The following is a 13999-nucleotide window of genomic DNA, read 5'->3' as shown; positions in this document are numbered from 1 at the left end:
CCCTCCTCCGGAGCCAGCACAAGCAAGGGGTCCTTCGGGACCCTTTGCTTGTGTGGGTCGAGGCAGGGCGGATTTGGATCCCCGAGCGGCAGCCGGCCTGCCAGCGCGCCGTGGAGGCAGCGCGGAGGCGCTGCCGGAGCGGGAGAAGCGCGAGCGGTCGCCGGCAACGGGTTCAAATCCCCCTTCAGAGGCCGGAGAACCAGGCACGGCGACTGCGTGCCCTGGCTCCGGCCTGCGGGACCCTCAGCCCCCCGCACGGGCTGGCGCCGATCCGAAAGGAGAGATTCGTCAGGGGCCTGGAAAAAGGCCGGGTAGTTGTGGATCAGGTGTCGGCGAGCGACAGGGATCCACGTCTACCGCCGTCGACTGTAGTAGTAGCCACCGCCACCACCGAAAATCAAGACCAGCACCACGATGAGAATCACCAATCCTAGACTCATAACCACATCCTTTGTCTGTGGGACCCGTCCGAGATCGAACGGCTCAGGTTCCTATTTCCCGAGAACCGTCTTGATCTGGCCGACCTTGTTCTGGACCTTTCCTGCCGTTTTTTCGTCCTTCCCGGCATGCTCCAGATCGGATTTGCCGGTGACTTTCCCAGCCACTTCCTTGATCTTGCCTTTGGCCTCGTGATACTTGCCTTCCATCTTGTCCTTCGTGCCGGATTTCATCCTCGTGCTCCTCAAAAAGGCTGTTGACCGAGATCCACCGAGTCCGGCCCCTGCCGATGCGGCACCTCAGTTGAGCAATAACCATTCCTGCACACAAGTTGTCTATTTTTAATAGTTTAAAATACAATGCCCCTCCATTCCGAAAGGGATTCCAGTCGGGATGGAGGAGCGCTCCGTCAAATTGGAAGGTTCCAGCCAGTGCCTGGGTCCGACGTCGTTCCCCCTCGCCTCCAAGGGGCCGCTGGCGCTCGTGTCTGGAACCTCGGGTCTCCCGGACGCGCTTCTTCGGCCGGGTCGGGGCCTCGGCCGCCGGTTTCCTGCCGCCTCGCAGGGGAAGGCGCGTCTCGGCGGGGAAGCTGGTCGGATCGATCCGGGGACAGTGAACCTGGGGTGGCGGCGGCCCCCCCTCAGAGGCTGATCTTGGTCCCGAGCACCTGGAGGAACTGGGCCATCCAGGCGGGGTGGGCGGGCCAGGCGGGGGCGGTGACGAGGTTGCCGTCGGTGACGGCGCCGTCGATGGCGATGTCGGCGTACGTGCCCTTGGCCACTTCCACCTCGACCCGACAGGCCGGGTAGGCGGAGCAGGTGCGGCCCTCCAGCACGCCCGCGGCGGCCAGGAGCTGGGCCCCGTGGCAGATGGCGGCCACAGGCTTCTTCGCGGTGAAGAAGTGGCGGACGATCTCCAGCACACGCGGGTTCAGGCGCAGGTACTCGGGGGCGCGGCCGCCGGGGATCACCAGGGCGTCGTACTGCTCGGGCTTCAGGTCGGCGAAGGTGGCGTTCAGCGTGAAGCGGTGGCCGGGCTTCTCGGAGTAGGTCTGGTGGCCCTCGAAGTCGTGGATGGCCGTGGCCACGCTCTCGCCGGCCTTCTTGTCCGGGCAGGCCGCGTGGACGGTGTGCCCCACCGTCAGCAGGGCCTGGAAGGGAACCATGATCTCGTAGTCCTCGCCGAAGTCGCCGACGAGCATGAGGATGCGCTTGCCTGCCATGACTGCCTCCTGGGTGGGGCCGGCCCCTTGCCGGACCCGGGGCCCATGCTAGCCCCAAGCCTGCCCCGCTGGGGAAAATCAGGCCACCACGTCCAGGCTGCGCCCGGAGGCCCTCCCGGTCTGGACCCGCTGGAGGTCCCGCTGGGCCCGGGCGGCCAGGGCGGCGGCCGCGGAGGCCACGCTCCGGTCCTGGGCGGAGGGATCGGCCGGGGCCATGGCCGCGGCCTGGATCTGCCGGGCCTTGGCCAGGGTGGCGGCGGGATTCCCGGGGACGGGGCTGGTGTCGATGCCCACCTCGCCTCCCACCGCATAGGCGACGCCGTCGGGCCCCCGCTCGTAGGTGTAGGAGGCCCCACCCCTCGCCAGGCCGCCGGCGGCCGTGAGGTGGGCCGCCTCATGGGCCCGCACGCGCTGGTCCCGGGCCTTCAGGTCCGCGATCTCCCGGGCCTGGGCCGCGCTCGGCTGGCCGCCGGGGGCGGAGGACGGCGCGGGGCCGGAGAGGGGGGAGATGGGCATCACCTGACAGGATGGGGCCGCGGGCCCCGGGGGCAAGGCCCCGGGGCCATGGAATCAGGCCTGCTGGTAGACCTCGGCGCCCTCGCGACCATGGGGGTCAGGAGCGGACAGCGCGGGGCGCTGTCCCGAGTGGGGACCCGCAGGGAGCGAATCAGGCCTGCTGGTAGACCTCAGCGCCCTTCTTGACGAAGGTCTCCGCCATCTCCTCCATGCCCTTCTCGAGGGCCTCCTTCTCGTCATACCCGTGGCTCTCGGCGTACTGCCGCACGTCCTCGGAGATTTTCTCGGTATCGCCTATGGCGATACGCGAGACGCCCTCTGATTTGCAATCAGGCTTGAAGGTAGATCTCACTTCCCTTGGAGGCGAATTCCCCGGCTTTCTCTTCCATCCCCTTCGCAAGGGCTTCCTCGCCGTTGTAGCCATGATCCTCGGCGTACTTGCGCACATCCTCCGTAATTCTCATCGAGCAGAAGTGGGGCCCGCACATGGAGCAGAAGTGGGCGGACTTGGCGCCCTCGGCGGGGAGGGTCTCGTCGTGGAACTCCCGGGCGGTGTCGGGATCGAGGGCCAGGTTGAACTGGTCCTCCCAGCGGAACTCGAAGCGGGCCTTGCTCATGGCGTCGTCCCAGATCCGCGCGCCGGGGTGGCCCTTGGCGAGATCCGCGGCGTGGGCGGCGATCTTGTAGGCGATGACGCCGTCCTTCACGTCCTTCTTGTTGGGCAGGCCCAGGTGCTCCTTGGGGGTCACGTAGCAGAGCATGGCGCAGCCGAACCAGCCGATCATGGCCGCGCCGATGGCGCTCGTGATGTGGTCGTAGCCGGGCGCCACGTCCGTGGTGAGGGGGCCCAGGGTGTAGAAGGGCGCCTCGTCGCAGACGGCCAGCTGCTTGGTCATGTTCTCCTGGATGAGGTGCATGGGCACGTGGCCGGGGCCCTCGATCATCACCTGCACATCGTGCTTCCAGGCGATCTTGGTGAGCTCGCCCAGGGTCTCCAGTTCGCCGAACTGGGCCTCGTCGTTGGCATCGGCGGTGCTCCCGGGACGCAGGCCGTCGCCCAGCGAGAAGGCCACGTCGTAGGCCTTCATGATCTCGCAGATGTCCTCGAAGTGCGTGTAGAGGAAGTTCTCCTTGTGGTGGGCCAGGCACCACTTGGCCATGATGCTGCCGCCGCGGCTCACGATCCCCGTTACGCGCTTGGCGGTGAGCGGCACGTAGCGCAGGAGCACGCCGGCGTGGATGGTGAAGTAGTCCACGCCCTGCTCGGCCTGCTCGATGAGGGTGTCGCGGAAGATCTCCCAGGTGAGGTCCTCGGCCTTGCCGTTCACCTTCTCCAGGGCCTGGTAGATGGGCACGGTGCCGATGGGTACGGGGCTGTTGCGGAGGATCCACTCGCGGGTCTCGTGGATGTTCTTCCCGGTGCTGAGGTCCATCACCGTGTCGGCGCCCCAGCGGATGGACCAGGCCATCTTCTCGACCTCCTCCTCGATGCTGGAGGCCACGGCGCTGTTGCCGATGTTGGCGTTGATCTTCACCAGGAAGTTCCGGCCGATGATCATCGGCTCGGTCTCCGGGTGGTTGATGTTGGCGGGGATGATGGCGCGGCCCCGGGCCACCTCGTCGCGCACGAACTCGGGCGTGATGCGGCTCTTGAGGCCGGCGGCCTCCCGGCCCAGGTTCTCGCGGATGGCGATGAACTCCATCTCGGGGGTGACGATGCCCTGCTTCGCGTAGTGCATCTGGCTGACGTTGCGGCCGGCCTTGGCGCGCAGGGGCTTGCGGTCGGCGTGGAAGCGGATGGCGTCCAGCTCCTTGTCCCGCTCCCGAAGCTTGCGGTAGAGGCTGGTGGCGCCGGGCAGCGCCTCCACGTCGCCCCGGCCCAGGATCCAGTCCTGGCGGAGGGCGGGCAGGCCCTTGGCGACATCGATGTGGGCGGAGGGATCGGTGTAGGGGCCCGAGGTGTCGTAGAGCACCACGGGTTCGTTGTCCGTGAGCTGACCGTTGAAATCACGGGTGGGCTGGAGCTTCACGCGCCGGAAGGGGACCTTCACCCCGGGGAGGGTGCCGGCCACGTGGATCTTGTCCGAGGCGGGGAAGGGCTGGAGGCAGCCCGCCAGGGCCGTCCCATCCACGGGCGCGGGGTTGGGACTGGACTGCATGGTCATGGAAACTCCGGACTTGGTGAAATCGGGACTCGATTGATCCCCGAATTAGGAAGTTTATCGCGCGAGGGAGGGTGCCACGAATTCAAAGATTGCGCCCCCCCGGTCGATAGGGGACTTACGGAGCGCGCCCATGCCGGACAAGCCCCAGGACAACCAGGCCATTCCCGACCAGCTCATGCAGATCGCCCGGGAGCAGGAGGGCGGGGCTGAACGCGTCCTCGACCAGATCGAGGTGGTCCAGCACAGCTTCGAGGAGATCCAGGCCCTGGCCAAGGAGTGCCAGGAGATCCTCCGGGGCCTGGTGCCCCCCTCGCCGCAGCTGCAGAACCTCACCTCCCGGCTGGAGCAGATCGGATTCCACGCCGACAACGGGGCCTACAACATCCAGGGGGCCTTCGACCTCTACCAGTACCAGGACGTGGTGCGGCAGAAGCTGGAGCGGGTGGGGCGCAGCCTCATCGAGGTGGCCCAGTATGTCCTGGGCCGCCTGCAGCCTTCCGAGGACCACCTGCCCAAGATGGCCCCCTCGGGCCGGGACATCCTGCAGCGGGAGCCGCAGATCGCCGACGTCACCAAGGAGGACGCGGATCGGATCGTGGCGGAATTCTTCGCCAAGGCCATGAAGGATCGGGCGCCCAAGCCACTGGAATGAGCCATACTTCCCCGGGGAGGGGACCATGCCGCGACGCGCGTTCGTCATCAGTGCTCTGGCCCTCGGGTTGGTCGCCACGGCCCGCGGCCAGGAGGATCCCGTCATCAAGGCCCGCGCCCAGCGGTCCGCCGCCCTGGGCATTCCGGACGGAGACCTCCCGCCGCTGCCCAAGGGGGTGGTGGAACCGCCGCCCCTGCCGCCCCCCGAGACCCATGTGAAGGACACCCGCCGGGGCCGGCGGGTCAAGCACAAGGCCGTCCGGAAGAAGGGGCATTCGCCGAGGAAGGCGCCCCGCAAGGCGCCCCACGCGAAGGCCGCCCCGTGAGGCTGGGCGTCCTCACCTCCGGCGGGGACGCGCCCGGGATGAATGCCGCCATCCGCGCCGTGGTGCGGCAGGCGGATGCCCTGGGCCACGAGGTCTACGGGATCTACCGGGGCTACCAGGGTCTGCTGGAATCGGACTGGGCCCCCCTGGCCACGCGGTCCTGCGCCAACATCCTGCAGCGGGGCGGCACCATCCTGCGGACCGCCCGGTGTCCAGAGCTCCACCACCCCGAGCGGCGGGCGGAGGCCGCCGCGAAGCTGCGGAAGGTGGGCATCGAGGCCCTGGTGGTCATCGGCGGCGACGGCAGTTTCCGGGCCGCGGAGGCCCTCCATCGGGAGCATGGCATCGCCTGCGCGGGAATCCCCGGCACCATCGACAACGACCTGCCGGGGACGGACCGGACCCTGGGGTTCGACACGGCCCTGAACACGGCGGTGGAGGCCATCGACCGGATCCGCGACACGGCCTCCAGCCACGGGCGGCTCTTCCTCGTGGAGGTCATGGGCCGCAGCTCCGGGATGCTGGCCGTGCACACCGCCATCGCCTGCGGGGCCGAGGCGGTGCTCTATCCCGAGTCGCCCAATGACACTTACGAGTCGCTGGTCTCCCAGCTCCACGCCAACTGGATCCGCGGCAAGCGGAGCTCCATCGTCGTGGTGGCCGAGGGGGACGGCGTGGGCAATGCCGTGGGCGTGGGGGAGCGCCTGAAGCGGGACTACGGCCTGGACCTGCGGGTGGTGGTCCTGGGCCACGTCCAGCGTGGGGGCAGCCCCTCGGCGCTGGACCGCATCTGGGGCAGCCGGTGGGGCTCCGAGGCCGTCCGGCGGCTGGTGGCCGGGGAGCGGGCCTTCTACCTGGGCGAGGTGGGCGGTGTCCTCGCCGTCCAGCCCATGGCCCGGATCCTGGATCCCCACCCCGTCCCGCCGAAAGACCTGGGGGCCCTGGTGTCCGTCCTGGCCCGGTAGGGCTGCTAGCCGGCTTCGACGGAGGACGACGGGCCGCCGGCGAGGGCCCGCTGGAGGATCTCGCGGAGGGCCTGCCGGCCGAAGGGCTTGTAGAGGGTCTCCCGGGCGCCCATGGCCTTGGCGGCCCGCAGGTAGGGCGTGTCCCGCCGGGCGGTCATGGCCACCACGGGCAGCTCCGGACGCAGGCCCCTGAGGTGCTGGATGGTGGAGATGCCCTCCATGTCCGGCATCACGATGTCCGTCAGCACCAGGTCCACGGCGGCCCCGCCCTGGAGCAGGGCCAGGCCCTGGCGTCCGTTCTCGGCGCGGATCACCGCGTGCCCGTCGAGCTCCAGCATGGCCTGGAGGGTCTCGGCGGTGTCGTGGTCGTCTTCGATGAGGAGGATGCTGGGCATGGGAGGCCTAGGGTCGGGCGAGGTGCAGGGCCTCGATGAGTTCCATGAGGGAGAAATCGCGAGAGAGGGTGCCGGAGGCGGGGCGCGGCAGGGCGCCCGGGCGATCGGGGCCCACGAGGAGGAAGGGGCCGGTCCAGCCGCCCTGGGCAAGCCGGTCGAGGAGCGCGGCGGGCGCCAGGTCCAGGGCGGCGGGATCCATCACGAGCAGGTCCCAGTCGGTCGGTCCGGAAGCGGCGGCCCGGGCCGCCGAGGTCTCGGGCAGGGCCTGGTGGCCCATCTGGACGAGGCCGGTGGCGAGCCGCCTGCGGACCGGTTCGCCGCAGAGCAGCAGGATCCGCATGGCGGGACCCCCGTCGTCCGGGTCGCAGGCCACGGGGCCCGTATGGCCCAGGGGCAGCAGCACGCGGAGGCGGGTACCGGCCCCCAGGCGGCTGTCGCATTCCACGAAGCCGCCGTGCTCGGTGACGATGCCGTGGACCATGGACAGGCCCAGGCCCGTGCCCTTGGCGCCCTTGGTGGAGTAGAAGGGCTCGAAGATGCGGCGGAGGCGGTCGGGGGGGATGCCGCACCCGGAGTCCTCCACCTCCAGGAAGACGTACGTGCCCGGGAGGCGCCGGTGGGCCAGGGCCGTCTCGGCGGGCACCGGGGCCACGCCGCTCCGCAGGGTGATGACGCCCTCGCCCTCGATGGCATCCCGGGCGTTGATGGCGAGGTTCATCACCACCTGGTGCATCTGGCTGGAATCGAAGCTGGCGTCGGGAAGGTCGGGGGCCAGGCGCAGGTCCAGCCGGATGCGGTTGGAAAGGGCATGGACCAGGAGGGCCGCGGATTCGGAGAGGACGGTATTCAGGTTCGCCGTCTCCCGGCGCGGGGCGACCCGGCGGCTGAAGCCCAGGAGCCGGTCCACCAGGTCCCGACCGCGGTGGGCGGCACGGTGGATCACCTCCAGGCCCTTGCGCTGCCGTGGGGTGAAGGCGGTGTCCCCCTCGAAGATCTCGCAGTAGCCCAGGATGGCCATGAGCAGGTTGTTGAAGTCGTGGGCGATCCCCCCCACGAGGGTGCCCAGGGACTCCAGCTTCTGGCTCTGGACCAGCTGCTCCTGGACCGTGTGCTGCTCGGTGATGTCCTGCAGGGCCCCCCGGAAGCCTTCGCCATCCCGGGCCAGGGTCCAGCGGGTCCAGATGACGCGCCCGTCGCCGTGCCGCATCCGGCAGTCCGCGCCGGCCACCAGGCCGGTCGTGGCCTCCCGCAGGGCCTGGCGGAGCCGGGGCTGGTCCTCCTCGAGGAGCAGATGCCAGGGCCAGCCGGACTGGGCGGCCAGGGCCACCGGGCCCAGGCCCAGCACCGGCCCGGCGGAATCGCCCCAGCGCAGGTTCCCCCCTGCGTCCATGGACCAGGGCACCACCTTGGCCACGCTGGCGGCCTCCAGCATGGCCTGCCGCTCCTGCAGGGCCACGGCCAGGGCCCGCTCCGCGGTGCGGCGCCGCTCCTCCCGGGCCAGGTGGTCCAGGGCGAAGGAGATGTCCGCGGCCATCTCCTCCAGCAGGGCGATCATGTCCCGGTCGAAGGCGCCGGGTTCTTCGGAAAAGACGCTGAAGCTGCCCTCGATGCGGCCATCCACCCGGAGGGGGAAGGCCGCCTGGGCCCTCAGCTCATGGTGCACGGCGTTCTCCCGGCAGGCGGCGCAGGGCGCGGCCGAGACGAGGTCCCGCTCGATCCGGGGCGCACCCTCCTGGAGCACCAGCGCGTCCAGGCCCATCCCCCCGGGGTCTGCGGCGGAGGTGCAGCCCTCCAGGCCCAGTCGGTACGCCGCGGCGGGGCCGGCATGGGCCGCCGGGCGGAATCCGCCCGTGGCCGGGTCCGGCAGCGCGATCCAGGCCAGCCGGAACCGGCCGGATTCCACGGCGATGCGGCAGACCTCCTGGAAGAGGCTCTCGCGGTCCCGGGCGTGGATGATGGCCTGGTTGGTGCGGCTGAGGGCGGCATAGAGATCCGTGAGGCGGCGGATGCGGAGGTCGGCCGTGCGCATGGCGTGGATGTCGTCGCAGGCGGCCAGGAAGCCGGCGAAGCGGCCCTCGGGATCGTAGAAGGGCTTGCCGTTGCCGAGCACCCAGCGGTACTCGCCGCTGTGGTGCCGCATGCGGAACTCCAGGCCCATGGGCAGCCGGGTCTGGAACGCCTCGGCATAGGTGCGCTGCAGGTGCCCACGGTCCTCGGGATGGACCGCCTCCGCCCAGCCCTGGCCCAGCATCGCCTCCACCGGCAGCCCCGTGAAATCCAGCCAGGTCTGGTTCACGTACTCGCAGCCGCCCGAGGCGTCGCCCTTCCAGACCAGGAGGGGCAGCTCCTTGAGCAGGGTCCGGTAGTCGTAGCCCGAGGCGGCGGGGTCGGTCGACGGGATGGGAGTGATGGGTGCCTCACTGCGCCGGGTCCTTAGCGGACTCGTGAATCAGTTGAGAATAGGATGGGGATGGCCACCCGTGGATCACGACCGGGCGACCGGCCCCGCTTGTGATGGGGGTCACCCGCGTGGTTTGCTGAAAGGCCCGGCACGAGGAGGATGCGATGGCGGTGGATTCCAAGGAGAACCTCGTGGCGATCGTCTTCTCGGCATCGGCTGCGCCGATACGCGAGACCTCCCGCGCCTGGGCGGTGGGGAGGGAGGGATGATGTCGAACACGCTGAACCCGGTTCCCATGCTGGCGGTCGTCTTCTCGGCATCGGCTGCGCCGATACGCGAGACCTCCCGCGCCTGGGCGGTGGGGAGGGAGGGATGATGTCGAACACGCTGAACCCGGTTCCCATGGTGGCGGTCGTCATGGCCGGGGGGCGGGGGACCCGATTCTGGCCCCGCAGCCGCAATGCCCGGCCCAAGCAGTTCCTGGCCATCGTGGGGACGGAGACCCTCCTGCACCAGACGGTGCGGCGGCTGGAGGGCCACGTGGCCCCGGAGCGGGTCTTCGTCGTCACCACGGAGGACCTGGCCGAGGAGACGCGGCGCATGCTGCCCGAGCTGCCGCCGGAGAACGTGCTGGTGGAGCCCGAGGGCCGCAACACCGCGCCCTGCCTCGCCCTGGCGCTGGTCCAGATCGAGCGCCGGTTCCCGGGGAGCGTGATGGCGGTGTTGTCCGCGGACCACTGGATCGGGGACCGGCAGCGCTTCCTGGAGGACCTCGATACCGCCGCCCGGCACGCCGCCACGGCACGGGAGCTGGTCACCTTCGGCATCCGGCCCACCTACCCGGAGACCGGCTACGGCTATATCGAATCCGAGGGCGAAGGCGCCGTCCTCCAGGTGAAGGCCTTCCGCGAGAAGCCCCCCGTGGAAGTGGCCCTCCAGTACCTCGAGTCCGGCCGCCACTACTGGAACGCCGGCATGTTCGTGTGGACCCTGGCGGACCTCCGCGCCGGGCTGGAGGCCCACGCTCCCGAGGTGCTGGCGCCACTGGACGCCTGGTCGCGGGACGGCGCCGATCCGCGGACCCTCGCCGCCGCCTACCGGCAGCTGCCTCAGGTGGCCATCGATGTGGCCCTCATGGAGAAGGCGAAGTCCGTGGCCGTGGTGCCTGCCCGGTTCAGTTGGTCGGACGTGGGCTCCTGGCCTGCGGCCATCGAGTTCCAGGACGCCGACGCCCAGGGCAACGTCAGCCAGGGCGACACGCTGCTGCTGGATACCCGCAACAGCGCCTTCTTCGGCGGGCGCCGCCTCATTGCCGCCAGCGGCGTGGAGGACCTCATCGTGGTGGACGAGCCGGACGCCCTCCTCATCTGCCATCGCGACCGCGCCCAGAGCGTCAAGCAGATCGTCGAACGCCTGAAGGCGGAAGGGCGAGAGGATCTCCTCTAGACTGAAGACTGAAGACTGAAGACTGAAGACCGAGGCCCCTCCCATGAACCGACCCGAGACCCTGCACGTCGAGAAGCCCTGGTGGACGGGGCCCCGTCCGCGAGCCTGCAAGGCGAGCGGGAGCACGCCACCGACGTGGCGTGCGATCCGGGGGTAGTCCTGGAGCCCCCGCAAGGCGAAGCCGAGCGGCGATGTGAACGAACCTTTCCTGCGAGCGATGACGATGCAGCGACCCGACACCCTCCACGTGGACAAGCCCTGGGGCTCCTTCGACCAGTTCGTCCTGAACACGCCCTGCACGGTGAAGATCCTCACCTGCAACCCGGGCCAGCAGCTCAGCCTCCAGCGGCACACCCACCGCGGGGAGCTCTGGGTGGCGCTGGATCCCGGCGTGGTGGTGGACCGCGACGGGGAGACGCTCCGGCCGGTCGTGGGCGAGCAGGTCTGGCTGCCCGTGGGTAGCACCCACCGCCTCCGCTGCGACGCGGCCACCGCCCATCCGGTCCGCGTGCTGGAGGTGAGCCTGGGCACCTTCGACGAAGGCGACATCGAGCGGCTCCAGGACGACTACGGGCGCCGCTGATGCGCCTTCCGGCCCTCCTCCTGTGCGCCGCATCCCTGGCGGCCCAGGGCCCGGAGGCGGCCCGCGCGGAGGAGATCCTGGCCCGGGTGGACCGGTACCGTCATCCCTGGCCCGCCTTCACGGTGGAGCTGACGGTGGCTGCAGGGAAGGCGACCCAGCGCTGGCGCGTGGCGGCCCGGGAGGATGGCGATGCCCGCCTGGACGGGCTGTCCGAGCGGGAGAAGGGTCGGGCCGTGCTCCTGAGGGGCGATGACATGTGGCTGATCCTTCCGGGTGCGAAGCACCCCCTGAAGGTGACGCCCCAGCAGCGCCTCCTGGGGCCCGCGGCGGGCGGGGACGTGGCCCGGACGCGGTTCCGCGAGGACTATCGGGTGGAGGGGCTGGCGGAGGAGGCCTTCGAGGGGCGCCCCTGCTGGCGGCTGGACCTCGTGGCGAGGCGGCCTGTCCTCAGTGCCCGCACGGTGCGCCTGTGGGTGGCCCGGAACGACGGGGCGCCCCTGCGGGCGGAATTCCACCTGGTTTCCGGGAAGCTGGCGCGGACGGCCGACTTCGACCCCCCGGTGACAACCCAGGGTCGCGCGGTCCTCCGGGGCCTGGAATTGACGGAACCCGACGGGTCGAAGGCCACCCTCACCTTCGCCCGCTGGCATCCCGGCGGGGTGGACCCGGCCTGGTTCGACCTGCCGGCGGAACGCTGATCCTGGCCCGGATCGCGGCAGGGGTGCATACTGGTCCCGAGGTGCCCGCAAGGGCTTCCCGCCACTTTCAATCCCACCAATCGACACCGGTCCCCACCTGGGGACTCCCGCTGCAACTTCCCCACCAAAGCTTCCCCACCAACTCAACCCTCACGAAGCGCCCGTACCTCCGGGCGCTTCTTTTTCAGTGCTTCGGGGCGGGGACCTTTCCCGGTGCGGCTTCCGCGGGGCCCTGGGCCTTCTGGCGCTTCTCCTCGGCGGCCTCGCTGGCGGAGGACAGCACCACGATGGAAATGCGCCGGTTCTGGGGATCCTTCGGCTCCAGGCCTTCCACGGGCATGGTGTCGGCGTAGCCGGTGACGCGGCGGATCTGGTCGGCACGCAGGCCCTGGGCGGCGCTCTCCATGACGCGCCGGGCGGCGTTGGCCCGTTCGGTGCTCAGCTCCCAGTTGGTGTAGGTCTGGCCGGGGTACTGCTGGCTGTCCGTGTGGCCACCGATGACCACCTTGTTGGGCAGCTTGCCCAGCTCCCGGGCGATCTCCTGGAGGATGGACAGCGTGTAGGGCTTGAGCGTGGCGCTGCCGGAATCGAAGAGCACCCGGGCGGCCTTGTCCTGGATCTGGATGCGCAGGCCCTCGTCCGTGAAGTCCAGGGTGACCTGGTCCTTGAAGGCCTGCAGCAGGGCGTCGTTCTGGAAGGCGCCCTCGATGGCGTCCGCGGCGGACTGGAGGGCCTTCCGCTCCCGCTCCTGGGCGGCCTCGGTGTCCGGCGTGCCGCCCCCGTCGGGGCCCGGGGCCATGCCCCGGCCGCCCGGCAGGATGCCCTTTCCGTAGTTGGAGAGGATCTCCTTGCCCCGCTCGGTATTGAAGAAGTTGGGATCCTGGAACATCCCGGCGATGCCGGCCTTGGTGTTCTTGTCCGCGCTGTTGAGCAGCCACATCAACAGGAAGAAGGCCATCATGGCCGTCACGAAGTCGGCATAGGCCACCTTCCAGGCCCCGCCGTGGGCGCCGCCGTGGCCCCCCTTCTTCTTGACGATCCGGATTTTGACTTCCGGTTGCTGGTCGGCCACGGGCGAAACCTAGACGGGCCGCGAGCGGAGGCTGCGGCGCAGCCTTCCGAGCGGGGCGCCCGTCAGGCTGAGCATCACGCTCGCAGGGGTTGGGGTCACCTTCGTCACCTCGGCTTGATCTGCCGCACCACCTCCACTCTGCGCGTGGCTTCGCCCCGCTTGAGGCGCCGTGCAGGGTGGAAGGGCCGGACCACTGGGAACATCTCATCACCTCGGCTTGATCTGCCGCACCACCTCCTCCAACTCGCCCGACCCCGGGCGCTCGGTGGAGGGGATGTTGCGGCGGGCGAACTCCACGGCCGTCACCGGGGCCGCGCCGTTGCCGAAGCTGGTCAGGCCGGAGCGCAGGCAGTTGAAGTAGAAGGCCTCCGCCCCGTTCACCGCGTCGATGTGCTTGGCCAGGGGCTGGAAGACCCCGTAGGACAGCAGGATGCCGAGGAAGGTGCCCACGAGGGCGGCGCCCACCTTGCCGCCGATCACGTTGGGCGGCTGGTCCAGGAAGCCCATGGTGATCACCACGCCCATGACGGCGGCCACGATGCCGAAGGCGGGGAAGGCGTCGGCCATCACGCTCACGGAGGCGCCCGGGGCGGCGTTCTCCGCGTGGTGGACGTCCAGGTCGGTGTCCATCACCAGGTCGATCTCGTCCATCTTGGCGCTGCCGTTGATGAGCAGCTTCATGGAGTCGCAGAAGAAGTCGAGGGCGTGGTGGTTGTGGGTGAAGGTGGGGTACTTCTTGAAGATGGCGGAGTTGTGGGGATCGTTGACATCCTGCTCCAGGGCCAGAAGGCCGCCCTTCTTGATGTTCACGAACACCTCGTACTGCATCATCAGCATTTCCATGTACACAGGCTTGGTGTACGGGCTGCCCTTCAGCGGCTTGGCGATGTCCGCGGCCACGCGCTTGATGAGGGCCATGGGGTTGGCGGCCAGGAAGGAGCCCACGGCCGCGCCGAAGATGATGAGGCCCTCCGCGGGCAGCGGATGCAGGAGGGTCGGGATCTTGCCGCCCTCCATGAGGTAGCCGCCGACGACGGCGCCGAACACCACCACCAGGCCGATGATGAAGAACATGAACGCATCTCCTGAGCACGGTTTCGGCCAAGGGGGGGGTGGACCTG

The 13999-nt window shown here is 69.7% G+C and carries 14 protein-coding genes; 6 read left to right on the top strand and 8 right to left on the bottom strand.

The features are described 5' to 3' along the window. Positions 1-491: 491 nt before the first annotated feature. From QSJ33_RS05405 to thiC, 4 genes are all read right to left on the bottom strand, one after another. Entirely contained in the window at positions 492-671 is a 180-nt protein-coding gene (locus tag QSJ33_RS05405) for a CsbD family protein (protein WP_285723541.1), read from the bottom strand. A 407-nt stretch (positions 672-1078) separates the two neighbouring features. Then, positions 1079-1660, bottom strand: a complete 582-nt coding sequence (locus QSJ33_RS05400) for a DJ-1/PfpI family protein (RefSeq protein ID WP_285723540.1) — start codon at positions 1658-1660, stop codon at positions 1079-1081. Positions 1661-1738: 78 nt separating this feature from the next. Beyond that, positions 1739-2176 (bottom strand): putative metalloprotease CJM1_0395 family protein, encoded by a 438-nt coding sequence (locus tag QSJ33_RS05395; RefSeq protein WP_285723539.1) that lies wholly within the window; start codon positions 2174-2176, stop codon positions 1739-1741. A gap of 329 nt (positions 2177-2505) precedes the next feature. Further along, positions 2506-4335 (bottom strand): phosphomethylpyrimidine synthase ThiC, encoded by a 1830-nt coding sequence (gene thiC, locus QSJ33_RS05390; RefSeq protein ID WP_420801380.1) that lies wholly within the window; start codon positions 4333-4335, stop codon positions 2506-2508. A 136-nt stretch (positions 4336-4471) separates the two neighbouring features. Between thiC and QSJ33_RS05385 the strand changes: the two genes are divergently transcribed. Genes QSJ33_RS05385 through pfkA form a run of 3 tightly spaced genes read left to right on the top strand, consistent with a single transcriptional unit; the run spans position 4472 to position 6283 of the window. After that, positions 4472-4993, top strand: a complete 522-nt coding sequence (locus QSJ33_RS05385; protein WP_285723537.1) for a hypothetical protein — start codon at positions 4472-4474, stop codon at positions 4991-4993. 25 nt (positions 4994-5018) lie between these two features. Continuing rightward, on the top strand, positions 5019-5318 hold the full coding sequence (locus QSJ33_RS05380) for a hypothetical protein (protein WP_285723536.1): 300 nt from the start codon (positions 5019-5021) through the stop codon (positions 5316-5318). Continuing rightward, positions 5315-6283 carry a 6-phosphofructokinase gene (gene pfkA / locus QSJ33_RS05375; protein WP_285723535.1) on the top strand — a complete coding sequence of 323 codons (969 nt, stop codon included), beginning with the start codon at positions 5315-5317 and terminating at the stop codon, positions 6281-6283. The genes QSJ33_RS05380 and pfkA overlap by 4 nt, the downstream gene beginning before the upstream one ends. Before the next feature lie 5 nt (positions 6284-6288). Here pfkA and QSJ33_RS05370 read toward each other — a convergent pair whose 3' ends face one another. Beyond that, positions 6289-6678, bottom strand: a complete 390-nt coding sequence (locus tag QSJ33_RS05370) for a response regulator (protein WP_285723534.1) — start codon at positions 6676-6678, stop codon at positions 6289-6291. Positions 6679-6685: 7 nt separating this feature from the next. Then, positions 6686-9034, bottom strand: a complete 2349-nt coding sequence (locus QSJ33_RS05365; RefSeq protein WP_285724318.1) for a PAS domain-containing protein — start codon at positions 9032-9034, stop codon at positions 6686-6688. Between the two features lie 420 nt (positions 9035-9454). Here QSJ33_RS05365 and QSJ33_RS05360 point away from each other — a divergent pair, with 420 nt between their 5' ends. The 3 genes from QSJ33_RS05360 (at position 9455) to QSJ33_RS05350 (ending at position 11806) form a co-directional block, all read left to right on the top strand. Next, entirely contained in the window at positions 9455-10525 is a 1071-nt protein-coding gene (locus QSJ33_RS05360; protein ID WP_285723533.1) for a mannose-1-phosphate guanylyltransferase, read from the top strand. 223 nt (positions 10526-10748) lie between these two features. Continuing rightward, positions 10749-11108, top strand: coding sequence for a phosphomannose isomerase type II C-terminal cupin domain (locus QSJ33_RS05355; RefSeq protein ID WP_285723532.1), 360 nt, complete (start codon positions 10749-10751; stop codon positions 11106-11108). After that, positions 11108-11806 carry an outer membrane lipoprotein-sorting protein gene (locus QSJ33_RS05350; RefSeq protein ID WP_285723531.1) on the top strand — a complete coding sequence of 233 codons (699 nt, stop codon included), beginning with the start codon at positions 11108-11110 and terminating at the stop codon, positions 11804-11806. The genes QSJ33_RS05355 and QSJ33_RS05350 overlap by 1 nt, the downstream gene beginning before the upstream one ends. A gap of 184 nt (positions 11807-11990) precedes the next feature. Here QSJ33_RS05350 and QSJ33_RS05345 read toward each other — a convergent pair whose 3' ends face one another. Continuing rightward, a complete protein-coding gene (locus QSJ33_RS05345) occupies positions 11991-12878 on the bottom strand; it encodes a flagellar motor protein MotB (protein ID WP_285723530.1) in 888 nt (295 codons plus the stop codon). A 207-nt stretch (positions 12879-13085) separates the two neighbouring features. After that, positions 13086-13952: a flagellar motor stator protein MotA gene (gene motA / locus QSJ33_RS05340; protein WP_285723529.1), complete on the bottom strand. Its 867-nt coding sequence runs from the start codon at positions 13950-13952 to the stop codon at positions 13086-13088. Positions 13953-13999 lie beyond the last annotated feature (47 nt).

The organism is Geothrix rubra (assembly GCF_030268065.1).
Lineage (GTDB): Bacteria > Acidobacteriota > Holophagae > Holophagales > Holophagaceae > Geothrix > Geothrix rubra.
Note: the sequence above shows the minus strand (reverse complement) of the source record. Positions and strands in the feature narration are given on the sequence as shown.

Coding starts and splice junctions, on each gene's coding strand:
- QSJ33_RS05400 (WP_285723540.1), bottom strand. CDS start 1,660: ATGGCAGGCAAGCGCATCCTCATGCTCGTCGGCGACTTCGGCGAGGAC.
- QSJ33_RS05350 (WP_285723531.1), top strand. CDS start 11,108: ATGCGCCTTCCGGCCCTCCTCCTGTGCGCCGCATCCCTGGCGGCCCAG.
- QSJ33_RS05355 (WP_285723532.1), top strand. CDS start 10,749: ATGCAGCGACCCGACACCCTCCACGTGGACAAGCCCTGGGGCTCCTTC.
- QSJ33_RS05385 (WP_285723537.1), top strand. CDS start 4,472: ATGCCGGACAAGCCCCAGGACAACCAGGCCATTCCCGACCAGCTCATG.
- thiC (WP_420801380.1), bottom strand. CDS start 4,335: ATGCAGTCCAGTCCCAACCCCGCGCCCGTGGATGGGACGGCCCTGGCG.
- QSJ33_RS05360 (WP_285723533.1), top strand. CDS start 9,455: ATGTCGAACACGCTGAACCCGGTTCCCATGGTGGCGGTCGTCATGGCC.
- motA (WP_285723529.1), bottom strand. CDS start 13,952: ATGTTCTTCATCATCGGCCTGGTGGTGGTGTTCGGCGCCGTCGTCGGC.
- QSJ33_RS05395 (WP_285723539.1), bottom strand. CDS start 2,176: ATGCCCATCTCCCCCCTCTCCGGCCCCGCGCCGTCCTCCGCCCCCGGC.
- QSJ33_RS05370 (WP_285723534.1), bottom strand. CDS start 6,678: ATGCCCAGCATCCTCCTCATCGAAGACGACCACGACACCGCCGAGACC.
- QSJ33_RS05405 (WP_285723541.1), bottom strand. CDS start 671: ATGAAATCCGGCACGAAGGACAAGATGGAAGGCAAGTATCACGAGGCC.
- QSJ33_RS05380 (WP_285723536.1), top strand. CDS start 5,019: ATGCCGCGACGCGCGTTCGTCATCAGTGCTCTGGCCCTCGGGTTGGTC.